Here is a 22758-nt window from a genome sequence, read left to right on the forward strand (position 1 = left end):
CCCGCTGGATGTCTCCGGCCTGATCACCCACCGCATCGGCATCGACGATTTTCAGATCGGTTTCGATGCGATGAAGAGCGGCAGTTCCGGCAAGGTGGTGATGGACTGGTAGGGATTGCCTTGGCCGCTATTCAGGAAAAGCTGACGACAGCACCTCTGGTCCGCCGGACATTTTCCAACTAGGGGAACATGGCTGGGTGGAGAGCTATGGCTCCGCTACGTGCGCTCGCTAATCATATACGGCGACGTATCGCGGCCCACCCGGTGACGGTCGATGGGGCAATTCGCTTCAGTCGATGACGGAAACCCGGTGAACCGATGCTGAGGCCCCGACGCGATCGTCTATTTCCTATGATCTGCGATTGAGGTCGAGGTGTTGCCGCTTTCAGCGGGTAAGATGCGATAGACGACTTCCGGTACCCTTCCGGTCAGCGAAAAGGAAGGCAACGAGCCGCATTGCCTCAAGCAAAATGTTACCAATAGTGTCCTGTTCCAAAGGGGATGGACAGGTCGTGCCATTCCGGTTCGGGGGAAGGATGGCGCGGCTCAGCATGGCGACACGGTGAAGCGGCGATCGTGGAGCTTTATTGCGGCGTTGACAAGCGGCGCATTCTGGATGAGTTCGAGGCGGTAACCGGCTATTATTCGCAAGCGCGCGATCCGTCTTATGAACCGTCGTGAGCAGAGGCCGTCTGCGGGCAAGAGCCGCAGCCGCTGTTACGGCAGCGATGTCCGCGACGCGCTCATCGTGTTGTGGGAGGATTCGGAGCGGCTGGGTCCGCATCGACGCTCGCGGCGGCCAGCGCCGCCGGGCAGGAATGAGTTCGCAGTTCGCCGCTCGGTGCCAGCCCGCACCTTCGGCGATTGGAAAGATCCGCCGCCCGGCTTTGTTGAGCGCATTCGGGCACGTCTTCGTCAGGGAGCTTCGTGCAGACGATGGTGCTGACCGGATTGCCGCCGGCTGGACCGATTGCATTCCGCTCCGCACGCGCGACAGCGGCAATGTGATCATGGCGATCAAGCAGGCCCGCTCCCGGTTTCGCTGACCCTGTGCTGCTGTTTGCCGGCATCCGCCCGCACAGGAAGAGCTTGTAAAAGTGCGGAAATCGAGGAGCCGTTGGTCGTCGATCTTCAGCCTGAACGCGGTCGTTTGCTGGTGCCGCAAATCGGCTGTTGCATGTACATCCCTGTCAGACGTCAGTTTTCCTCGCCTATTTTGGTGTCGAGCGCGAAGTGCTCCAACCAGATTGCAAGGCTTTTTGGAAATGAGAGCGGCTTTGCGCAGGGCGCTCCGTTGTTGAGCATTCAAGCTACCAAGCCAATGACGCGCAGGTTCCACCAGGCTCGCCAGCCTTGAAGGACAGCGAAAAAAGCAGAGCACGACAGACACAACAGTGCATCAGGACGCCGCAGTCGTTGAAGATGGTGCGCTGCATCCATACCGTGGATGCATTCGATCCAAATAATCGATTTGTTCAATCAGTTTCTCGAAAGCTAACCCTACCCTCTGTGGGAATCGGGCTCTGAGCCGCGACGCTGCCTTGCGAGCGCAGGGGCTGCACGTAGGAGAGATGATGCAACGAGAAATCGCACGCGGGTTGCTGGCCTCGTGGGTTCGCCGACCGGCGTATTTGAGCCCGTCAGTTGGTCCTCACCCGCGCCTATTGCCACCGAGCGACTTGCATGTCCCTCCGACTCGGACCAGTTCCGAGAGCTGCGACGAGTTGCGCGCCGTGTGCTCCGATCAGATGGCCGCCGGTGACGCGTTCGATGGGCCGTCCCTCTTCGAGAGGAGATGAAATGCGAACGCTGCTCGTGGATCATCATGCGGATCTTGCGCGCGCCATGCGACTTGCGCTCGGGGATGGCGGCTTCGTCGTTGATGTCGTTGGTACTCTGGAACTGGCTTCGAGTGCATTTTCTTGCGCCAGCTATGAAATTCTCCTGCTGGAATTGGCTCTGCCAGATGGCGATGGCTTGGGTTGGCTGAGGCAGTTGAGGACCCACGGGCATTCAGTTCCTGCCGTCATTATGAGCAGCCTTAACGATCTCGATAAGCGAATTGCGATCTTCAACGGTGGTGCGGACGACTTTCTGCTCAAACCCATCTCTACCGATGAGCTTATTGCCAGAATGAGAGCCATTCTGCGCCGGGCGACACAGATGACCGACCTGAGGCTCGTATTTGGCAATCTCGACTTTGATCCGGTCGCCCGCCAGGTTTTCGTTGATGGGCACCCAATGATGATCGCACGTCGCGAACTCTGTGTTCTAGAGCACCTGCTTAACCGGGCAGGCCGCATCGTGCCCCGTGCGCAATTGGAAGATCACCTCTATTCATTCAACGACGACGTGTCTGCCAACGCGCTTGAAGTCGGAATTTATCGTTTACGGGGACATCTGACCAGATCAGGTGCAACGCCACGGATCAAGACCATCCGAGGCATTGGTTACATCCTAGAATTGACTGACGCCTCGTCCGCATAGTTTGTCGAATCGAAAGAAGATCTATTTTGCTGATCCTTCAACATCCTTGCGCTGCGCTCAATTGGCGGGCGATCGCCAACAAGGTTACAAGACCTGCAGTGCCCCGTTACCTGGGCCATCTCCTCTGCGCGCTTATTGTGACTTTCCCACTTGGTGTCGCGGCGCAAAACAAGCAGGACAAAGGCCCGCCGCATGCGGCTTCGAATAGCATCAACGCCACGCTGACCCTTTCCTCTTCGCTCGGGGAGACCGTTCATCTGCCCGGGCCAGCCACGACCATCTTTGTTGCTGACCCCACGATCGCGGATTTTCAGGCGCCATCGAGCAAAACAATCTTCGTCTTTGGCAAGAAATCGGGGCGGACCAGCCTATTCGCCTTGGATGGCAATGGCGAGCCTCTCGCCGAATTGCGTATCGTTGTCACGCAACCGATCGGGGATTTACGCGCCATGTTGCGGGAGCAGGTCGGCGACTATCCCATCCGCGTCAACTATACGCCGCGCGGCGCAATCCTTAGCGGGACGGCGCCCGACGCAGAGGTCGCCGACACCGCAAAAAGAGTCACTGAGCAATATCTGGGCGACGGAGCGCAAGTCGTCAACAACATCAAGGTCGCTGGATCCCTGCAAGTTAACCTCAGCGTGCGCGTAGCCGAAGTCTCACGCAGCGCCATGAAGTCACTCGGCGTCAACTTGTCCGCCTTCGGTCAAATCGGCAATTTCAAAGTGGGCGTTCTAAGCGGAAGCGCTGCAAGCGCTGGGTCTGGTTCAACCCAGGGTGGCGGTACAGCAGAAATCGGATTCGACAACGGTGCCGTCAACGTCAGCGCGGTTCTCGACGCGCTCGCCAAGGAGCATATAGCTTCCGTCCTGGCTGAGCCGAACCTCACCGCTATGTCGGGTGAAAAGGCCAGCTTTCTCGCGGGCGGCGAATTTCCCATTCCTGTCCTGCAGGAAAACAGGCAGGTATCGGTTGAATTCCGTCACTTCGGCGTCAGTCTGGAATTTGTGCCGACAGTTCTCAGCAACAATCAAATCAACATTCACGTAACGCCCGAAGTCAGTGAACTGTCGACGCAAGGTGCCGTGCAAATCAACGGAATTTCCGTGCCGGCAGTTTCCACGCGCCGAGCCGATACGGTCGTCGAACTCGCCAGCGGCCAGAGCTTCGCAATCGGCGGTCTAATCAGGCGGAACGTCAACAATGATGTCAGGGCCTTTCCCTGGCTCGGAGAACTGGCGATCCTGGGACCGCTTTTTCGCTCGACCTCGTTTCAAAAAGAGGAGTCAGAACTGGTCATTCTAGTTACGCCTTACATTGTAAGACCAGGCTCCAACCCAAACCAGATGAGCGCACCGACCGAGCGGGCGGCACCGGCTTTGAACGGAGGGGGCGCTCCGACGAATTCCGTGACAAGTCCCCCGCGAGACCGCGCTGCTATCCGTGCGGGCGCGCCAAGCGCCCAGGGCGGTCTCGGCTTCATCATCGAATAGTGTCATCCAAAGATGTTGCGTTTTATAATCCTCTTTGTCGCTCTGGCACCAAGCGTAAGTGGCTGCACAAGCACTACGCCAGTTGATGTCGAACCATCGGCACCAATGCTTGTCCGAGAGGAGACCACCGTCCTGACGTTGCAAAGCCTGCGCGCTTCCGAACGGCAGCGTTTGCGTGTTTTCCTAGACAAGGCCAGTCGCGGCCGGTTCGATGCCATCCACCTCCTCATCAGCGGTTCGCCCCAGCTCAGCGCAGGGGTAGCCCATCAGGCCAGGCAGTTGGCAATCGAAGAAGACAACATTCAATTGCGCGATCAACACGACGCCGGCTCAGTGCGAATTGAGGCGATTGTCTATCACGCCCGTCCGCCGGTCTGTCCCTCATATGGTGCCTTACCCAATGAAGAATCCTTCAAACAGCCGCTTGGTTGTTCGACAGGACATAACCTGGCCGTGATGGTCAACGATCCGCGCGATCTGCTCGACAATCAGGCCGTCAAGGCCGGCGATGGCGATCGTGCTTCTGTACCAGTTGCAACTTACAGAACATTCGGGACGGATAAAGGTGGCTGATACCGCCCTTATCTCGGCAGCACTCCTACCGGAGATTGAAAGCTTCCAATCGCGTCCTGATCTAAAATAAAAGGAACCGCTGGATGCAATATAGGCGCTATATCGAGGGCCTTAGGGCCGTTGCTGTACTTCCGGTCGTACTCTTTCATTTCGGAATTTCGGCGATCCCGGGTGGCTTTAGCGGGGTCGATATCTTCTTCGTCATCTCCGGCTACCTAACCAGCGGAAGCCTCCTGGATGACCTTGAACGCGGCCAATTTTCCATCGTCAACTTCTACTGGCGCCGTGCCCGGCGCATTCTGCCGGCGCTCGTCTTTGTGATGCTTCTCACCTGCATTGCGGCATTGTTCATTCTTCTGCCACCGGATCTGCGCGGATTCAGTCTTAGCATCATAGCTACCTCGACCTTCTGGTCGAACGTTTTCTTCTGGAAAACGTCAAGTTACTTCTCTATCGATGCCGCGCTTCTACCACTGTTGCACACTTGGCCGCTTTCCGTAGCGGAGCAGTACTACATCTTCGCACCAATCCTGATGTTCCTAATCTATCGCTACATCGGGAAGCGCTGGCTGACGACACTTCTTCCGATAATTCTCTGCAGCTTCGTAGTGGCGGTGATGGCGACATCGCTGGCACCCACCGCCGGATTCTATCTGCTGCCGACCCGAATCTGGGAACTCATGTTGGGCGCCCTGCTCATGCTCAAATGCCCCTCGCCGCTGGGCAACCGATTCCTGATGGAGTCGGTGGGGGTGGCCGGATTTGGCCTTCTCGCCATCGGGTTCTTCGCGATTTCGGCGAGTGATCCGTTCCCAGGCTACAACGCCTTGTATCCATGCATCGGAACGGCCCTTCTGATCTATGTTGGCCAAAATACCCCCTCGACGGTCGCCACCCGCATGCTCGAAGTCAGGCCGCTGGTCTGGATTGGGCTCATCTCGTATTCGTTGTATCTTGTTCACTGGCCTCTCAATGCGTTCGCGCACTATCTTTCGTTCCAAAAACTCGATCCGTTGATGACCGGTGCGATGTTGGTGGCAAGCCTCGCATTGGCTGCATTCTCCTGGAAGTTTGTAGAGCAGCCGTTTCGACAGAAGAGGGCCTTCACCTCCCCGGGGCCTATCTTCGCCTTTTCAGCGCTCGCGATCGTTGTCCTTTGTGCCGGCGGAGCGGCGGGGGCGCTCGGCAACGGCTTTCCGCAACGGTTTCCGGACTATGTCCAGCGGCGCATTTCCGTCGGGGACTGGAGGAATGGCATCTGTTTCAACGAGGGCACCAGCCGGATCGAAAGCTGGAATATGGAGGATTGCACGCGCACCAGCGGTTTTCCAACAACGGTTTTTTTGTGGGGCGACTCCTTCGCCGCGCACTATGTTTCCGGCTTGGGTGCTAACATAAATCGATTGCAGGCGAACATCGTTGAATATACGTACGCCAGCTGCGCGCCGATACTCTATTACTACCCGTACGATCGTCTTGATTGTGTCCGGTTCAATCGCAAGGCCTTGGACGTCATCTTGGAAGCGGACATCAAGACGGTTATCCTCAGCGGTAGATGGAGTGACTATGAGGTCAGAGGTTTCGACGGTCTTCAGCAAACAATCGCTACGCTTCGTGCCCTGGGCGTGCGCGTGTTTGTCATCGGCCAGTCTCCGCAGTTCCCAACTGACGTCCGGAAAATTGCGTTCTTCGCCAAGCGCCAAAATCTGGACGATACGTCCTGGCCGATCGCGATGGACCCCGACGTCAACGAACGTGTGCGCTCATTTACCAAAGGCGCCACATTCATCGATCCGCTGAAATTCCTGTGCAGCGCAGGACGCTGCGCCTATTTCGATAGAGGAGAGTTTTTATATTTCGACTATGGTCATTTCTCTTCAGCCGGCGCCACACTGGCAATCTCGAAATACTGGCCGGCTTTTGGCAAGGACAATGCTCTTCCTAAGACGAAGTAGCGGCTCAGCGGCTGACAAGCACCAGTACGGGTCCCAGTGATAGCTCCTGCTTCCGCAGCAGCCGCGACGATGGAGCTGTTCAGGTTTAAGGCCCCCCGATAGTGACCTAGGATGGGTGCTGCCACGCGGCTCGGACTCAGCGTGCATTATCACGTAAATGTTGAGAGAATGAATGGCGCCGCGAAGGGCAATTCCAGCCGTCCAAAGCGACAGGCGTGTCGCGGCCTCGACATTGCAGTGGCGCTTACCTAACACGGCCTCACACTGCCCTCTAAACGGCCCCGAATTTGAACTGACGGCCCCTGGCCGGTTCATCGGGCAGGTCAAGGGCTAGGTGTAGTACACAGGGCTCATAACTTTCAGTTTCTAGTTGGTACGATGGGCCGTGGACGGTCGATGCAGACTTCAAGATGGCGAACGAAGCTCTCCATGCGTGCGTTGTCGAGGCAAGTGCCTTTGCCATGCTCGCGACTGGAGAGATTTCAAAATGAGCCTTGTAAGCGGAGAATGCCGCCGACGCTGTTCGGCTTGCTCGTGCCCTTGACGGCGGTAGGCTCGGCAGGGCCGAGGCCAGAGTTGCCGTAGTGGTCGTAATCGACCTCGGCTGTGACCGTGAAGCCGGGAACGACCATGTAGGCGACGTTTGCAGCCACACCAGCATCCTTGAGCTGATCACCCGAGACCTGAAGGTTGAACGAAGTTTTCTCGTCAAACTCGTAGGTGGCGCCCGCCCAGAAAGCCCACTGGCCGTTCCAGATTTTGTACGAGCCGCGCCCATGATTGGCAATTGCGCCGTTTGAGTCCTCGTTGAGACTGGCATTGGAACCGTAGCCGAAGAGTCCAAACAGCGACAGCTGGTTTGTGACAGCGACGTCGACGCGGATCTTGCCGGCAAAAGCTTCGTAATTGCTGTCATAAGCCGCGACGCCGGTGATCGAGCCCCAGCCTTGCGTGTATTTCAAGCCGGCGACAACGTGCGGAATATAGCTGTCGATAGTACCGGCTGAGCCCGATCCTTGTTCGAGCGAAATCACAGTCGAAATGCCGTTGCCGGCGTCGAAGTGGTACTGAGCCACGTTGGTGTCGAAGCCGGCCGACGGAACGAGCATACTATCGAGAACGTTGCCAGCGTAGCTTGCAAACGTATCGAAGGCCGACCCCTCCTTGCCAACTCGCAGGCCTCCCAGCTCGACCCAGGCAGAAGCCAGTGCGAGGCCGCTGTTGAAATCATAGTTCTGAGGACTGTCATGCGAGTTAGCGCTGTTGCCAAAATTCACCTGGGTTTCGGTATAGGTCGTCAACGCGCCGAGCTCGGTCTGCTGGCCGGTCCAAGTTTTGAACGTGAAGCGTGTGCTGTTTCGCCAAGTGCCTTGGTCCTCGCCAGTTCTCACGTCCGAGGTTCTTGCGCTGTCATACGATCGGACGTCACCCAGGCCGATATCGTAACGGACATAGCCGCCGATGCGCAGGCAGGTCTCGGTGTTGGGAATATAGGAATATCCCGAGCCGAGGACGTCGCAGATCTTGATGTACTCGGCCGGTTCCCGCTCGGCGCCAGCTGCTCGACCGACGGAAATGGTCATCAGAGCAGTTAAGCCGAGAAGAGGACTCTTGATGTACATGTCTAGATCTCCATGAAGGAATAAAAAGGATAGAGGCGAAAGAGCAAGCTTTTCCTCTAAATTTTGTGCGTGTTGTCTCCAATATGTGGACGCCAAAGCGCTTGACACGAGAGGTGAGCCAGCGTAAAAGCCACATGTACTTATAATAGTGTTTTCTGCTAGGAGATTCATTATCGTTTACATGTGAAACACTCCGGTCGGACCGCTGCAGCTCTCCGAATAGAGCAGCAAGCGACATGCCAACCTGAAGCGTAGATGCGGCCGACACCAAAATCGGGCCGACGCGCCTTCGTCTCGCTGGAATCACTTTTTTTGAGGGTCACTGCGAAAAGAAATGTGCGACACGGTTCGCCATGTTCGATATGTGACAGTCTCGTTTAACAGCGACGGCTTCCCGTCTGACCGCAACGGAGGCCGCGCCATCCGCTACCGAGAAGGATCACTGCGCGTACGCTCCGCAAGGGCTGCGCCAGGAACAGAGGGCGTGCACGTCCGAGGCGTCGCATGGTGGCCGCAGCACCTTTTCGCCGCTGTAAGTTCGCCGTGCAGGTACATTGCGCGGCCGGAAGCGAGAGGGAGCGCACCCTGAAACGGCTGCCTACGGCTCGCCTCGAGTAATTGGCGATGAACAGTATTCTCGAGAACTTAGTCTCGACGGAAAGAGCAACGAAAGGAAGCCGCTTGGACGAGCACGATCCGAAGGAAGAACCGATCGAGACCATTTTCCGCAACGGCACAATCACTGCCGTGGGTATCCTGCTTGCCTTTTCCCTCGGCTTCCTCACTCATTGGGCCGCGAACCCCTTGCCATGGCAACTCTACGATCTGTTCGCCGTAGTGCCGATCCTGCTCGGCATCGCACTGCAGATGAGAGCGCTGTCCATGCTGCTCGACATGAGTTCCTTGCGGCGCCCCATCTACGAACGCGCCAATCGCATTTTCATGGTCGGCCTCATCCAGACCGCGTGTGGCGTCGGCATGGCCATCTTGGTCGATCTTTTCGGGATATCGGTAGGGGGCACGCTGCCCGGCGCTTGACGACAAGCCACACCGCTCTTCGCTCGAAGCGACGTCAAGCCGGGGAACCTTGTGCACCCCCTAGCGGCGTCCTCCTTTCATCAAATGAGCCGACGTCAGCTTTAGAGCGTCTCGGTGGCTAAAGCCGGTATGGTTTTTCGGCCGGCAGGGAAGGCCGCTGGCTGGACCTGGATGGCGTCTGAACGAGGCTTGACAGGTCCGTTGCGTCGGACATGAATTTCGCATTGCAAAGTTCTTCCGCAGACGCCTCAAGCACACTGCACTGGCGTCACGTACTCAGACGTTGAATGCGGCACCGCACCATCACCTCAGGCGCAACCATGGCACGCGCGCTCCCCGGCGTGGTTGACCCCATCCTGTCCAAACGAGACTGCGACATAAGCGGGACGCACTGACTTAGGTCAGAGACCAGGACGAGCGCGCAACGAAAGAATGATGGATGAGCGACGTGGGATGACAGCTCCTTGCACACCTCAATCCTGACAAAGTACCGGGACCCCCGGCCGCCTTGGTATACCATCTATCCGACTGTGCCAGACTTCTCTGCGGCAGTTGGTGCTGACGATTATGAGGAATGGCTGGGGGGCCTCCCGGCCGACGAATCGGTGTCGCTCTATTTCCACATTCCGTTTTGCCGATCCATGTGCTGGTATTGCGGCTTCCCTACCGCGGTCATCCGTCGCAACGGCCCGATCCTTAATTATTTAGCGGTGCTGCGTCAGGAGATCAGTTTGGTGTCGGAGCAAGTGCGGCAAGGGCTGCCGGTGAGCGATGTGCATTTCGGCGGCGGAACGCCTCACCTTATCGGGCCAGCCGAGCACTTGGCGCTGATGGAATTTCTACGCCGCCACTTCGCTTTCAGCAAAACTGCTGCGATCGCCGTGGAGATCGATCCCCGAACGTTCACACCGGAAATGGCCGAAGCCCTGGCAGCTAACGGTGTCAACCGCGCGAGCATCGGATGCAGAGCTTTGATCCCGATGTGCAAAGGCGATCAATCGGATCCAGAGTAAGGTGCAGACGGCCGCTGCAGTCCAAAATCTCCGCCGGCATGGCGTTGGCCATATCAACTTCGACCTCATCTTCGGTCTACCGAAACAGACTGTGCAGTCCTGCATCCAGACCGCGATGGCTGCGGTCGCCATGCGCCCCAACCGGCTTGCGGTGTTCGGATACGCGCATATTCCTTCCGTGATAAAGAATCAGCGCCTAATCGAGCAGGCAGGTCTACCGGACGGCGATCTTCGCGCCGAACAGGCTGCAACTGTCGCCGAGACACTGGTTGGCGCTGGCTACCGGGAGATCGGGCTCGATCATTTCGCTCCGCCGGACGACGAACTTGCGCTAGCGCCAGAAGACCGGGCGCCTACGGCGTAATTCGCTGGGATACTCGGCCGATACTTGCAAAACGTGATCGGCTTCGGCGCGTCGGCTATTGGCCGAGTCCGCGAGGGGTATGTTCAGAACGAAGTAACACGGGATTCTTACGCCCGGCACATCGCAAGTGGACGTCTGGCGACATCAAAGGGTCACCGTCTGACCGACGATGACCGGGTGCGCGCAGCGATCATCGAGCGACTGATGTGCGGTTTGGAGGCCGACGTGCCGACCATCTGTGCCGCCCACGAAATCGAACCAGCTCGTTTTCTCGATTCAGTTGAGAGTTTGGTGACGCTGGCTGAGGAGGGGATCCTGGACGTCGAAAACGGCTTCATCCGCGTGCGGCCGGAGCACCGCTTTGTTGTTCGCGCCGTTGCTGCTGCATTCGATGCTTTTCTCGCGAATCGATGAGTTGAGGCCACGACGCCGAAAGGCATCAGACCTTGTTTGGCGCTCGTCGGCATGGGCTCTCGCAGAAGACTCCGCAAGCGTATGCAGGGGACTTCCACTTGACGCCGCGTTCACCATCATCTCGCCTGGGTGCGCGCGAAAGCGCACAACCCGGAGCACGCTGCTCTCGGTGTGAGGCTGTGCTCTGCAAAGCACCGGTGATCCACCCTGTCCCTGGACAGCAGCTTGATGGCGTCATCTTGGAGGACGAGAAAAGATTGTCGAGGTACGGGTACGAATTGCCTCGGTCGTCCGTTCAATCGAAAGCACTGTCTGCGGAGGCACCTCTCCTTCATGCAGTGACAGGAGATGCTGGGCGACTTCCTTATCTGCTGCGGTGAGTCGATGATTTAGGCGGAGAAAGTCCATCCAGGTGGGGGTGCGGAATGTCTCCGTCCAAAGTGACGGTGTTTGCAGATTTCGCTGGAGCGTCCAGTTTCGTGCACCGGCACGGCTCTGGACGTGTCGCCGCGTGCGCATGGAGCCCAGAAAGGCCTCGATATTTTCCTCCGATATCAAATACTCGACCTTGGCCACGATAGGGCCACTTCTGGGTTTCAGATCGAGAGCCACGTCCGGCGGATGAAAAACTGAACTTTCTTGATCGGTTTCTTCCCAGGGACGGACCGGCAACACGATCCCCGCTGCTGCAACCAGCAACAGAGCGCCTGCGGCGCCCTCCAATGCTGAGGTCAAGGAATAGTTTTGCGCGACAGAACCCCAGATCCAGCTGCCAGCAGCCATACCGCCTGCGCTCAAGGCGTAGTAAATGGAGAGCGTGCGGCCTACAACCCACCTTGGGCTTGCCAACTGCACCGACACGTCAATGCCCGTCCAGGTGATAAGCCAACCCGCTCCGCCGAGCGCCAGCGAAATGGCCGCCACAGGAAGCGACGATGTAAGGGCAAGGGAGAGGCAACAGACTGCACAAGCCACAGAGGCGAAGGCCACCAGCCTGTTTTGAGACGTGACCTTCCTCAAGAAGCCGTTGCCCATACCCGCGATGAAAGCACCCATGCCGAAGCCGGCCAATAAGATACCGTAGACAATTGGCCCACTCTTCAACTGATCCCGGACGACGAGGGGGAGCAACGCCAGAATGGAGATGCTTGCCAACCCGAAAAGAGCGGCTCGGGCGGTCGCTGCCCTGATCTCCAAAGACATCGCCGTAAAGCGCACTCCGTCATGAATTGCCGTCGTCATTCTCTCACGAGGGAGAGGCGAAGAGCGGACCTCCCATTTGGTGCGCCATATCGCGCTTATGGGCGCCAGATCACTCACCGCAGCCAAGGCGAAAGCGGCCAGCGGCCCAAAGACGGCCAGGATCACGCCCCCCAAGGCTGGACCAACGCTGCGCACAATGTTGTATCCGACGGACATAAGCGTCACTGCGGCCGGAATGTCGCGTTTGTGAAGGATATCGCCGACCGAAGCGTGCCAAGCCGGATCATTCAAGGCAAAGCCGCAGCCGGCCAGGAAACCTAACCCGAGAATCAGCCAAGGACTGACAAATCCCAGACCCACAGAAATCATCAGCGTCGTCGACGCCGATGCTATCAGGCAGTGTCCCGCAAACATCACCCACCGGCGGCTGAAGTTGTCGGCAATGGCTCCGGCGAAAACTGAGAGGAAGAACACCGGCAATGTGGATGCGGCCTGGACGAGTGCCACCATGAGGTCGGACGCTGAAATCGTTGCCATAAGCCAACTGATGGCGACCGTTTGCACTAGCCAACCGAGGCTGGAAATCTGGGTGGCCGCCCAAATTGAGCGAAACACCTTGTTTCGAAATGGGGCGAGCGTCTTTGAAACGGGCGGTTGGGGATTTTCGCTCTGCATGAGGTATTGCTGGCCTTCGATGAGCGCTGCGATTTGAGCAAGCGGGTCGATACTTAGACATCGCGGAGCACCGCACGGACCCCAGCTCTATGGAGCTTGCCGGCGACTATTTGCGTATTGAGCCATTCTCATAGTCTCATTCATGAGCAGTCCTGTGCGCAAGCATTGCTTTGCTAAATTCCCACCACAAGCGCGCCGCCGCTGAGACCCGCACCCGCTGCCGCCAAGAGGACTTTCTCGCCAGGCCGAAACGGCTGCGCCCGATGGGCCAGCGACAATGAGAGCGGGATCGTCGCGGCGGAAGAGTTGCCATATTCGGCGATCGTCTTGACGATCGAGTGATCAGCGATGCCGAGGTTCCTGCCGACCGCGTCGAAAATGCGCGCATTGGCCTGATGCGGCACGAAACGATCGAGGTCTTGCGGCCTCAGTCGGGCAGCAGTGAGCGCATCTCTCGAGCAGGCGGTCATCATCTCCACGGCCTTGCTGAATACTTCACGGCCGTCAGTGATCGTCATCCGTGTCTGCGCGAGGTCGAGGTCGGCATGGAACGGAGTGTTGCTTCCCCCGGCGGGAATCTGGATTAGCCCGTAGCGCGAGCCGTCGGAATCCACCGAAGCGCCGAGAATGCCTCGATCCGGGTCATCGCAAGGACTGATCACCATGGCGCCGGCGGCATCGGCAAACAGCACGGCGCTGGCGCGCTCGGCCAAATTGATGCGGTGGCTGAGGATGTTGGCGGCGATGACAAGGCTCGCTTTGCCGTGCAGGCGGGTGAACCCGTCGGCGAACATCAGCGCATAGATGAAGCCGGCGCAGGCGCCGGTCAGGTCGATCGCTCCGGCGCGGCCTAGCCCCAGCCGATGTGCGACCAGCGGCGCGCTTGGCGGCAGAAGGTGATCGGGCGTCGACGTGGCGAGCAAGAGTAGACCGACGTCGCCGCGGTCGATACCGGCATTGGTCAGCGCCATGTCGCCGGCAGAGGCGGCAAGGCCCGACAGCGTGTCTTCGTCTGTTGCCCAGAAGCGCGAGCGAATTCCGGTGCGCCGCTCGATCCAGCCGGGCTCAAGCCCGAGCCGGTCTTCGATTTCCGGGTTCTCGACCTTGCGCGTCGGCGCATGATGGCCGAAGCCGAGAACGCGCGACGATAGGTTCATGGCCGCGAGCCGAAGCGTTCGCCGGCCTCCTCTATCGCGTCATAGAGCCCGTCCAATTCGTCGCTGGTGATGCAATAGGGCGGCAGAAGATAGAGGACATTGCCGAGCGGGCGCACCAACAGGCCGCGCTCAAGGAAAAAAGCGCGCAGTTTTGGCCCGATCTCGGCCAGATAACCGGCTGAGCCGGTGCGTAGGTCGAGTGCCGCGATGGTGCCGGTTGTCCGGCAGTCGGTGAAATATGGATTGTCCCGGAAGCGTTGCAGCCCCGCGGCCTGCCTCGCGCTCAAGACCGCGATCCGCTCGGCCACCGGCTCGTCACGCCAGATCTCGACATTGGCAAGTGCTGCCGCGCAGGCGATCGGATTGGCGGTGTAGGAGCTCGAATGGAAAAACGTCTTCTTGCGATCCTCCGAAAAGTGAGCGTGGAAGATGGCATCGGTGGCGATCGTGGCGGCCAGCGGGATGGTACCACCGGTCAGACCTTTCGAGGTGCACAAGATGTCGGGCGAGACGGACGCCTGTTCGCAGGCAAACATGGTTCCGGTGCGCCCCCAGCCGGTCATCACTTCATCGGCGATCACGAGCGTGCCGGAGGCTTCGGCGATCCTCTTCAATTCGGCAAGAACCCAGGCCGGATACATCAGCATGCCGCCGGCGCCAAGCACCAGCGGCTCGACGATCAGCGCGGCTGCGCGCCGGTCGCGGCTAACGGCCTCGAACCGATCCAGCGTTTCCTGCTCGCGCCCGGCGGCCGGGAAGGGGATGGTGTCGACCTCGAACAGCAAAGGCTCATAGGCGGCGTTGAAGACGCCACGGGCGCCGACGCTCATCGTGCCGATGGTGTCGCCATGATAGCTGTGCTCCATGACGGCGATGCGCGAACGCGACGCGCCGATGTTACGGAAATAGCCGAGCGCCATCTTCAGCGCGACTTCGACTGAGGTCGAGCCACTGTCGGAATAGAACACCCGGTGGAGGCCGGCGGGTGCGATGCCTACAAGCGCCTCGGCCAGCCGTTCGGCCGGCTCGTGGGTGAAGCCCGCGAAGATGATCTGGTCGAGGCTCGAGGCGGTCGTCTCGATGGCCTTCATGATGCGGGGGTGGCGATGGCCATGGGTGACGACCCACCAGGAAGAAATCGCATCGAGGATGCGGAAGCCGTCGGCCTTGTGGAGATAGGCGCCTTCAGTCAGCACGATTTCAGGGAGCGAGGGCTCTAGCGCGTGCTGCGTGAACGGATGCCAGACTCGAGACTCCGCCATCAGTCGCCTCCGGCAATCATGGCCAGGTCGAAGCCGGAAATCATTGCATCTCTCAACGTTTCACCCGTCAGCGGACCGAGGTGCGGCAGCCTGCCCAGCTGCGGCACGCCGCCGAATTCCACGATTGTCCTTTGTGTATCGGCCACCTCTTCGCCAATGAAGGCAATGCCGATGAGCGGGATGGAGCGGGCTCTCAGGGCCTCGATCGACAACAGCGTATGATTGATGGTGCCAAGCGCGGTGCGGGCGCACAGTATGACCGGCAGCCGCCATTGTTCGAATATGTCAATGAACCTTGTCTGTCGATTGAGCGGCACCATCAGCCCGCCGGCGCCTTCGATGACGAGCGGTGTCGGCAGGACCGGAAATGAAAGATCGTCGGCCTCGATCGCGACGCCGTCGATTTCGGCTGATCGATGCGGCGACAGCGGCATCGTCAGTCGATAGACTTCGGGCAGCACGCGTCCGTCGGGCAAGCCGGAAAGCCGGGCGACGACCTCGCTGTCGGTCTCCTCGTTGAGGCCCGATTGCACCGGCTTCCAGTAGAAGCCGTCGAGCAGCCCGGCAAGTCCGGCCGAAAACACTGTCTTGCCAATTCCAGTGTCTGTTCCGGTGACGACGATGCGTTTGGTCATGCTGTGGCCAACACTCCGACGAGAGCCTCGACCATGGCGGAAATGTCGGCTTCGTCGACGTTGAGAGTCAGCGAAATGCGCAGGCGCGACGTACCCTCAGGCACTGTCGGCGGGCGAATGCCGCGTATGTCGAAGCCGCGTGCCTGCAGTCCTGCCGCCACCGCCATGGTGCGGCTGTTATCGCCGATCACAAGCGGCTGGATCTGCGAGCCGCTGGGCATCACGCCGCAGCGTTCGGCCAATTGCCGGCTCGCGAAAGCGACACGCTCGTGCAACTGAGCACGACGCATAGGCTCGTCAGACAGAATAGTCAGCGCCTCACGTGCCGCGACTGCCATCAGCGGCGATGGTGCGGTCGCATAGATGAATGGCCGGCACCGGTTGATAAGATAGTCGCACAGTGTTCGCGGTCCGGTAACGAGCGCGCCGGATGCGCCAAGCGCCTTGCCGCATGTGTGGAGCGTGACGATGTTGTCGCGGCCTTCATACGCGGCGGCCAGTCCCCGGCCGTCCGGTCCCCAGACGCCGGTGGCATGCGCTTCATCGACGACGATGAATGCCTGGTACCGATCAGCCAGCGCGACCAGGCTCTCCATCGGCGCACGGTCGCCATCCATGCTGTAAAGGCTTTCGAAGGCGATCCACACCCGCCCCATGCCGCCTTCGGCGCGCCAGCGGGTGATTGCGTCCTCGACAGCGTCGACGTCGTTGTGCGCGGCCAGCTTGAACTCAGCGCGCCCGGCCTGGGCACCCTCATGCATGCTGGCATGAGCGAGCTCGTCGAGGACCAGCAGGTCGCCTTTCTGCGGCAGGGCCGTCAGCAGAGCGAAGTTGGCGATATAGCCGCTGCCGAAGAACAGTGCACGCTCGGCTCCGAAAAATGCCGCCGCGTCCGCCTCCAGTTGCTCATGTTCCGGTGCATTGCCGCGCAACAGCCGCGATCCGGTGGCGCCCACTGGCGTGCCCCGCGCAATCGCCGTCGAAACCGCATCGCCCAGTCTTTTGGAGGCGGCAAGTCCGATATAGTCGTTCGACGAGAAGTCGAGCCCGGCGCGCGGTGCGAGCGTCCGCAACCGGTCCTTGCGCCCCAGTCCCCGCAAGGTTGCGTCATAGCGGGCAAGAATTGCCTCCTTCATTGCGTGGCGAGTTCCATAGGCTCAATGCCGAGGCGCCGGAACAGAAGGGTATCCTTGTCCTCGCCGGGATTTCCCGCCGTCAGCAGCGTGTCGCCGACAAAGATCGAATTGGCGCCGGCAAAGAAGCACAGCGCCTGCGTTTCGTCGCTCATCGCCGTCCTGCCGGCGGACAGCCTTACATAGGATTTCGGCATCATCACCCGCGCGAGCGCAACGATGCGGACGAAATCGATCGGATCGATGGCGTCGGCCGCGGCAAGCGGCGTGCCTTCGATGGGAATAAGCATGTTGATCGGCACGCTTTCCGGCGGCTCGGGCAGGTTCGCGAGCGTGACCAGCATGTCGATGCGATCGGTCTTTTCTTCTCCCATCCCGACAATGCCGCCGCAGCAGACTTTCATCCCAACCGCGCGCACGTGCCCAAGCGTTTTCAGCCGGTCGGCAAAAGTCCTGGTTGAAATAACCTCGCCATAGTAGCGCTCAGAGGTATCGATGTTGTGGTTATAGTAGTCGAGACCGGCCTGCTTCAGGCGAGCAGCTTGCTCAAGATCGAGCATGCCGAGCGTCATGCAGGTCTCCATGCCGAGGGCCTTGACGCCCTCAATCATGGCGACCACAACGTCCATGTCGCGCTCCTTGGGACTTCGCCACGCCGCGCCCATGCAATAGCGCGTTGCGCCGCCATCACGCGCCTTGGCCGCTTCGTCGATGACATGCTTGACGTCCACCAGCTTCGACGCCTTCACACCGGTTTCGTAATGCGCAGACTGGCTGCAATAGCCGCAATCTTCGGGGCACCCGCCGGTCTTGATGCTAAGGAGCCGCGACAGCTGCACTCGGTTTCGATCGAAGTTCTGGCGGTGGATCGTCTGAGCCAGGAACAGCAGATCGTTGAATGGCATGCCGTAGATGGCCTCGGCCTCTTTGCGGTTCCATCGCGGAGGCGTTCCGTCGACCGATTGCATGGTCTGGTTCACGTCGAACTCCGAGTTCATTCCAATCGTCATCGTCAAACCTTTGTTTGCTAGTCCGGTACGCCTTCTTGGCTTTGGGGCGCACTCGCTAAAGGCGAGCTGCGGCACGTCTTTCCAGCACCTCCTACGCCTGCCGAGCTGATGTTGCTCCTCACGCCGTAATCCTCAGTTCAAGTGCTTGCAGATGTTCTGGTGGTCCGGCATGTCCAGGCCGATGTCGAGGATCGGGGCGCTGTGCGTCAGCCAACCCATGGAGATGAGATCGACACCGGTCGCCGCAATCGCCGCCGCCGTTTTCGGCATCACCCGACCGGACGCCTCGGTGATCGTACGGCCATCCACTATAGAAACCGCGCGGGCAAGATCCTCGACCGACATATTGTCGAGCAGCACCGCGTCAACACCAATCGCGAGCGCTGCATCGAGCTGCTTCAGCGTGTCGACCTCGACCTCGACCTTCACCATATGCCCTGCTGCGGCGCGCGCCCGCTCTATTGCTGTGCGCATATCGCCGGCGATCGCGATGTGGTTGTCCTTTATGAGCACGCCGTCATCGAGGCCGAACCGGTGATTGGCACCGCCGCCGACGCGCACGGCGTATTTCTCCAATGCCCGCAGCCCGGGCGTCGTCTTTCGCGTCGATACAATCCTCGCCTTGTGACCGCGCACGGCCTCAACCATGGCCGCTGTGGCAGTGGCAATGCCGCTCAGCCGGCATAAGAAATTGAGGGCCGTGCGTTCGGCCGTGAGCAGGCCTCGTGCGGGTCCGGACAATCTTGCAATGGTTTCCCCGGCCCCAACCTCGCTGCCATCAGGGCGCCAGATCTGGATGTTGATCGCCGGTTCCACGAGAAGGAAGGCATACGAGACCAGATCGAGCCCGGCAACGACGCCCGCCTGCCTCGCTTTGAGCACCAACGTGGCAGTGCAATCATACGGGATAACCGCATCGGTGGTCAGGTCGCCGGATCTGCCCAGGTCTTCGAGGAGCGCAACGCGCACAATCGGTTCGATCAGGGTCGCGGGGAGGGGGGAGAATGAAGTCATATCAAGTGCTCCGTATGGTAGCCCGGCAATCGAGTGCGGCCGCGGCCCGCATTGCGCTGTGCAGTGTCAGCCGTGATGGGCGCACGTTGGCATCGTGGAGCGGGAAATCGGACCGACAGTGCGCGCCTCGACTCTCTTCCCGCCTCAGGGCCGCCGCGGCGATCATCAGTGAGACCAAAGCCGGACCAGAGGCAGCGACACTATTGGCTGCGATCGGCAGCAGGGTCGCCACCGCTTCGCGCATTGCCTCGCCGTCGCGGATGATACCCAGGGCGGCGGAGACAATCGGGCGGACCACGGAAGCGTCTGGTCGTGGAGGGACGAATGTGGAGCATCTGCGCGGTCGCCGGGTATACGACGTGCCGGCAACGCTTTCGGCAACCCAGCTCGCGGTGACCGCCGCTTCGGTGAGCGAGTTGCTGGCCAGGCGGTTGGCGCCGTGCAGGCCGGTACAGGCCACCTCACCGCAGGCCCACAATCCCTCGATGGAGCTGCGGCCGGCGCTGTCTACGGCGACGCCGCCCATGTGATAATGTGCCGCCGGGCGCACCGGGATCAGGTCGGTCGCTGGGTCGATTCCTGCGCTCCGGCACAATTCGGCGATGCCTGGAAAACGCTTGCCAAATCTCGGGCCGAGACTTTGCCGTGCGTCCAGGAATACGCGGCGTCCAACGGCAAGCTGGTGCCAAATGGCGCGCGCTACGACGTCGCGAGGCGCAAGTTCACCGCCAGGTGTGTCGGCGAGGAAGCGCTCTCCTCGCTCATCGATGAGCACCGCGCCTTCGCCACGCACGGCTTCGCTCACCAGCGGCATCGGCCGGCGCGGACCGTCGAGCGCAGTTGGATGGAACTGTATGAATTCCAAGTCGGCGAGTTCCGCCCCCGCCCATGCGGCGAGCGCCAGCCCGTGACCCCATGAGCCAGCGGGGTTTGTCGTGTCGCAAAACAGCCCGCCGACGCCGCCGGTCGCCAGCACCGCGCGACGCGTGGGCAGAGCGAGCGCGCCGGCTCGTCCTGCTGCGACCACGGCGATGACCGACCCGTCCTGCACGACCAGCCGGCGGACCTCCACATTTTCGATAATGGTGATCGAGGCTGTACGCCGAACCGCGGCGACGAGCGCGCGCACCAACTCGCGACCGGTGGCGTCGCCGGCTGCATGCACAATCCGCCGTCGCGAGTGTGCCGCCTCGAGCCCAAGTCGCAACGCGCGGTCAGGGTGCTGGTCGAAGTCGACGCCGAACCTTTGGATCGTCCTAATCGCTTCGGGTGCAGCTCGTACCACTCGCCGCACCGTGGCCTCATCGCAGAGTCCGTCGCCGGCAGCTATCGTGTCGCAAAGGTGAAAATCTGGGCCGTCGTCGCCCCCGAGACTTGCCGCAAGACCGCCCTGGGCAAGTTCACTGCAGGCTCCGGTTCCAAGCGGCGCGTTGGTCAAAAGCACGACCGGTTCCGGCGCCAGATGAAGCGCCGTCATCAGGCCGGCAATGCCGCCGCCGATGACGACCGGCGCCCCCGCGATTTCGCGAACCTCCAGACTCATAGGGAAAGCATGCGCTCGACCGCGCGGCGGGCGGGGCCGGCAATTTCGGGATCAATCCGGACCTCATGCCGGTTCTGCTCGAGTGCGGCGCGAATGTTGGCCAGGTTGATGCGCTTCATGTGCGGGCACAGATTGCATGGGCGAACGAACTCGACGTCGGGATGCGCGACCGCGACGTTGTCGCTCATCGAACATTCGGTCAGAAGGACGACACGCTTCGGTTTCTCACGCTCGACATAATCCGACATCGCCGCGGTCGAGCCGGAGAACTCCGCCTCCGCGACAACGTCTGGTGGGCATTCTGGATGGGCCAGCACGATGACGCCTGGATGGGCATCGCGCAGTTCCCGGATGTCTGCTGCGGTGAAGCGCTCATGCACCTCGCAATGGCCTTTCCAGGCGATGATCTCGACGTCTGTATCGGCTGCCACGTTCCTCGCCAGATATTCGTCCGGGAGCATCAGCACACGCGCCACGCCAAGCGATTCCACCACCGCCTTGGCGTTGCCGGACGTGCAGCAGATGTCGGACTCCGCTTTTACGGCGGCGGAAGTGTTGACGTAAGTAACAACGGGGACCCCCGGATACCGCAGCCGCATTAGCCGCACGTCGTTTGCCGTGATCGATTCGGCCAGCGAGCAGCCGGCGCGGAGATCCGGGATGAGCACGGTCTTGTTCGGATTGAGCAGTTTTGCCGTCTCGGCCATGAAATGAACGCCGGCAACCACGATGATGTCGGCGTCGACCGTCACCGCCTTGTGGGCCAACGCCAGGCTGTCGCCGACGATGTCTGCCACGCAATGAAAAATTTCGGGCGTCTGGTAATTGTGCGCCAGCACCACCGCATTGCGCTCACGCTTCAGCGCTAAGATGGCTTCAATATCGCCGGCGAACGCGGGCCATTCAACGGGTGGGATCACCCGCCGGACACGCTCATACAAGGACGCAGCCATAGGTAACGCCCCAGTCATTGGCGCCTCGATTATATTCGGTTTGACAATAAGGGAATATATCTACCTTGACTATAAGTATGTCAAGCCCGCGCCAGCGGTAATTTTGTCCCGGCGATAGCCCTGTCGTCGAGGACGGCATGCCGGAAGCGATAAAGCTTCGCCGGTCGGCCGCCCGTGTCGAGGGAGGTCTCCCCGGTCTCCTCAACAAGTTCCTGCTGCTCGACCAATCTCCGGAAGTTCGGCTTGTTGATCAGCCTGCCAGCCAAAGCTTCCACGGTTCGCTGCAGTTGCAGCAGCGTGAAGGAAGGCCGCATAAGCTCGAACACGACCGGCCGGTATTTGATCTTCGAACGCAGCCGCGCGATCCCGGTTGCCAGAATACGACGGTGGTCAGCGACCATTGGTTTGCCAGCCGCGGCCGCAATCGCGTCCCTGCCGCCACCGGCCTCCTCAATCAGAGCAGCTTCATAGAGCAACTCGTAGCGTTGGAGCGTGAGTTCCTCGTTCCAATGGCGGTCGTCGAAGCCGAAGGCTATCGCAGCGCGCTGCCGGCGCTCGCGTTGAGTGGTCGGCTCGCTGGCGCCGCCGGCCCACTCAATCAGGCGGGGCCGCAATCTATCGAGCAGCACAGGCGGCGTGCCGAAGCGGTGGTCCTCCCAGGGAAAATATTCGTACCAACTTTGCCAGCCGCACGCGGCCGAGTTCGTTGCCTGTTCCTTCCTGGTCAATGCGAGATAGCTGATTGAGATGACGCGCTGGTGGCGCTCAGTGCCGATGCGATCGCGATCGGCGAAGGTGTAGAGTTGCTCGATGTATCCAAGTGCATGGCCGGTCTGCTGCTCCACCCACCCCCTCAAACCCGACTGCAGTGATCGATGCTCAAGGGCAAAAGGTCCAGAAGGGAGGGTGTCCGCATGACCGACTGTGAGGACACAGGGCTCACTGTCGTTTACGGCGACCACGACGGCAGTCAGGTCCACTTTGGCTTCGTCAGCTTTGACGGCGGCTTTGCCTTTCTTGGTTCTTCTTGTCTGAGGATCCATGTTTGCGAAAGCGGGTTGGCCCAACGGAGCGCCTTAATCGATTGAATGTAACCTTGGAAGCCAGCACGTCAACACCGGAGTACTCAAGCGCTGTTTTTAGCTCTTCGCAGTCGCACAAAAATATGCCAAACGCGACACCCGCTGTTGGTAACGTAAGGGAAGGGGCCTCGG

Annotated in this window: 16 protein-coding genes and 3 pseudogenes; 8 read left to right on the plus strand and 11 right to left on the minus strand. The window is 60.1% G+C overall.

The features are described from left to right. The 6 genes and pseudogenes from tdh to EOC06_RS07945 form a co-directional block, all read left to right on the plus strand. Positions 1 to 112, plus strand: a pseudogene (tdh, locus tag EOC06_RS07920) (L-threonine 3-dehydrogenase); the annotation flags it as partial. A gap of 714 nt (positions 113 to 826) precedes the next feature. Continuing rightward, positions 827 to 995: pseudogene (locus EOC06_RS41965) on the plus strand (transposase); the annotation flags it as partial. 805 nt (positions 996 to 1800) lie between these two features. Then, positions 1801 to 2487 carry a response regulator transcription factor gene (locus EOC06_RS07930; protein WP_063169262.1) on the plus strand — a complete coding sequence of 229 codons (687 nt, stop codon included), beginning with the start codon at positions 1801 to 1803 and terminating at the stop codon, positions 2485 to 2487. A 71-nt stretch (positions 2488 to 2558) separates the two neighbouring features. Beyond that, positions 2559 to 3980: a type II and III secretion system protein family protein gene (locus tag EOC06_RS07935; RefSeq protein ID WP_063170365.1), complete on the plus strand. Its 1422-nt coding sequence runs from the start codon at positions 2559 to 2561 to the stop codon at positions 3978 to 3980. A 12-nt stretch (positions 3981 to 3992) separates the two neighbouring features. Continuing rightward, positions 3993 to 4553 (plus strand): CpaD family pilus assembly lipoprotein, encoded by a 561-nt coding sequence (locus EOC06_RS07940; protein WP_063169261.1) that lies wholly within the window; start codon positions 3993 to 3995, stop codon positions 4551 to 4553. Between the two features lie 83 nt (positions 4554 to 4636). Continuing rightward, positions 4637 to 6508: an acyltransferase family protein gene (locus EOC06_RS07945; protein WP_127213821.1), complete on the plus strand. Its 1872-nt coding sequence runs from the start codon at positions 4637 to 4639 to the stop codon at positions 6506 to 6508. Between the two features lie 482 nt (positions 6509 to 6990). On the opposite strand, the gene EOC06_RS07950 is transcribed toward EOC06_RS07945, so the two are convergent. After that, positions 6991 to 8130: a porin gene (locus EOC06_RS07950; protein ID WP_127213822.1), complete on the minus strand. Its 1140-nt coding sequence runs from the start codon at positions 8128 to 8130 to the stop codon at positions 6991 to 6993. Positions 8131 to 8811: 681 nt separating this feature from the next. Here EOC06_RS07950 and EOC06_RS07955 point away from each other — a divergent pair. Together EOC06_RS07955 and hemN are read left to right on the plus strand one after the other, a co-directional pair. Continuing rightward, the gene (locus EOC06_RS07955) at positions 8812 to 9168 is read left to right on the plus strand and encodes a hypothetical protein (RefSeq protein WP_024505577.1); all 357 of its coding nucleotides are present in this window, start codon (positions 8812 to 8814) and stop codon (positions 9166 to 9168) included. Between the two features lie 464 nt (positions 9169 to 9632). Then, positions 9633 to 10959, plus strand: a pseudogene (gene hemN, locus EOC06_RS07960) (oxygen-independent coproporphyrinogen III oxidase). A 234-nt stretch (positions 10960 to 11193) separates the two neighbouring features. Here hemN and EOC06_RS07965 read toward each other — a convergent pair. From EOC06_RS07965 to EOC06_RS08010, 10 genes are all read right to left on the minus strand, one after another. Next, on the minus strand, positions 11194 to 12837 hold the full coding sequence (locus EOC06_RS07965; protein WP_063169257.1) for an MFS transporter: 1644 nt from the start codon (positions 12835 to 12837) through the stop codon (positions 11194 to 11196). Positions 12838 to 13010: 173 nt separating this feature from the next. Continuing rightward, positions 13011 to 13994 (minus strand): beta-ketoacyl-ACP synthase III, encoded by a 984-nt coding sequence (locus EOC06_RS07970; RefSeq protein WP_063169256.1) that lies wholly within the window; start codon positions 13992 to 13994, stop codon positions 13011 to 13013. After that, positions 13991 to 15256 (minus strand): adenosylmethionine--8-amino-7-oxononanoate transaminase, encoded by a 1266-nt coding sequence (locus EOC06_RS07975; protein ID WP_063169255.1) that lies wholly within the window; start codon positions 15254 to 15256, stop codon positions 13991 to 13993. The genes EOC06_RS07970 and EOC06_RS07975 overlap by 4 nt, the downstream gene beginning before the upstream one ends. Beyond that, complete coding sequence (gene bioD / locus EOC06_RS07980) at positions 15256 to 15891, minus strand: dethiobiotin synthase (RefSeq protein ID WP_063169254.1); 636 nt, start codon at positions 15889 to 15891, stop codon at positions 15256 to 15258. Before bioD ends, EOC06_RS07975 begins: the two co-directional genes overlap by 1 nt. Continuing rightward, on the minus strand, positions 15888 to 17027 hold the full coding sequence (locus tag EOC06_RS07985) for an 8-amino-7-oxononanoate synthase (RefSeq protein WP_024505572.1): 1140 nt from the start codon (positions 17025 to 17027) through the stop codon (positions 15888 to 15890). The genes bioD and EOC06_RS07985 overlap by 4 nt, the downstream gene beginning before the upstream one ends. Beyond that, on the minus strand, positions 17024 to 17992 hold the full coding sequence (gene bioB, locus EOC06_RS07990; RefSeq protein WP_224570943.1) for a biotin synthase BioB: 969 nt from the start codon (positions 17990 to 17992) through the stop codon (positions 17024 to 17026). The genes EOC06_RS07985 and bioB overlap by 4 nt, the downstream gene beginning before the upstream one ends. Positions 17993 to 18166: 174 nt before the next feature. After that, entirely contained in the window at positions 18167 to 19048 is an 882-nt protein-coding gene (gene nadC / locus EOC06_RS07995) for a carboxylating nicotinate-nucleotide diphosphorylase (RefSeq protein WP_063169252.1), read from the minus strand. A gap of 1 nt (position 19049) precedes the next feature. Beyond that, complete coding sequence (locus tag EOC06_RS08000; protein ID WP_063169251.1) at positions 19050 to 20591, minus strand: L-aspartate oxidase; 1542 nt, start codon at positions 20589 to 20591, stop codon at positions 19050 to 19052. After that, a complete protein-coding gene (gene nadA, locus EOC06_RS08005) occupies positions 20588 to 21562 on the minus strand; it encodes a quinolinate synthase NadA (RefSeq protein WP_063169250.1) in 975 nt (324 codons plus the stop codon). Before nadA ends, EOC06_RS08000 begins: the two co-directional genes overlap by 4 nt. Before the next feature lie 62 nt (positions 21563 to 21624). Further along, positions 21625 to 22587, minus strand: coding sequence for a membrane protein (locus EOC06_RS08010; protein WP_024505567.1), 963 nt, complete (start codon positions 22585 to 22587; stop codon positions 21625 to 21627). Between the last annotated feature and the right edge of the window lie 171 nt (positions 22588 to 22758).

The organism is Mesorhizobium sp. M7A.F.Ca.MR.362.00.0.0, from assembly GCF_004023175.1.
GTDB lineage: Bacteria > Pseudomonadota > Alphaproteobacteria > Rhizobiales > Rhizobiaceae > Mesorhizobium.

What these genes read in the sequence shown, in the direction of transcription:
- EOC06_RS07930 (WP_063169262.1), top strand. Translation starts at nt 1,801, where the DNA reads ATGCGAACGCTGCTCGTGGATCATCATGCGGATCTTGCGCGCGCCATG.
- EOC06_RS07940 (WP_063169261.1), top strand. Translation starts at nt 3,993, where the DNA reads ATGTTGCGTTTTATAATCCTCTTTGTCGCTCTGGCACCAAGCGTAAGT.
- EOC06_RS07945 (WP_127213821.1), top strand. Translation starts at nt 4,637, where the DNA reads ATGCAATATAGGCGCTATATCGAGGGCCTTAGGGCCGTTGCTGTACTT.
- EOC06_RS07950 (WP_127213822.1), bottom strand. Translation starts at nt 8,130, where the DNA reads ATGTACATCAAGAGTCCTCTTCTCGGCTTAACTGCTCTGATGACCATT.
- EOC06_RS07965 (WP_063169257.1), bottom strand. Translation starts at nt 12,837, where the DNA reads ATGCAGAGCGAAAATCCCCAACCGCCCGTTTCAAAGACGCTCGCCCCA.
- EOC06_RS07970 (WP_063169256.1), bottom strand. Translation starts at nt 13,994, where the DNA reads ATGAACCTATCGTCGCGCGTTCTCGGCTTCGGCCATCATGCGCCGACG.
- EOC06_RS07975 (WP_063169255.1), bottom strand. Translation starts at nt 15,256, where the DNA reads ATGGCGGAGTCTCGAGTCTGGCATCCGTTCACGCAGCACGCGCTAGAG.
- bioD (WP_063169254.1), bottom strand. Translation starts at nt 15,891, where the DNA reads ATGACCAAACGCATCGTCGTCACCGGAACAGACACTGGAATTGGCAAG.
- EOC06_RS07985 (WP_024505572.1), bottom strand. Translation starts at nt 17,027, where the DNA reads ATGAAGGAGGCAATTCTTGCCCGCTATGACGCAACCTTGCGGGGACTG.
- bioB (WP_224570943.1), bottom strand. Translation starts at nt 17,992, where the DNA reads ATGCAATCGGTCGACGGAACGCCTCCGCGATGGAACCGCAAAGAGGCC.
- nadC (WP_063169252.1), bottom strand. Translation starts at nt 19,048, where the DNA reads ATGACTTCATTCTCCCCCCTCCCCGCGACCCTGATCGAACCGATTGTG.
- EOC06_RS08000 (WP_063169251.1), bottom strand. Translation starts at nt 20,591, where the DNA reads ATGAGTCTGGAGGTTCGCGAAATCGCGGGGGCGCCGGTCGTCATCGGC.
- nadA (WP_063169250.1), bottom strand. Translation starts at nt 21,562, where the DNA reads ATGACTGGGGCGTTACCTATGGCTGCGTCCTTGTATGAGCGTGTCCGG.
- EOC06_RS08010 (WP_024505567.1), bottom strand. Translation starts at nt 22,587, where the DNA reads ATGGATCCTCAGACAAGAAGAACCAAGAAAGGCAAAGCCGCCGTCAAA.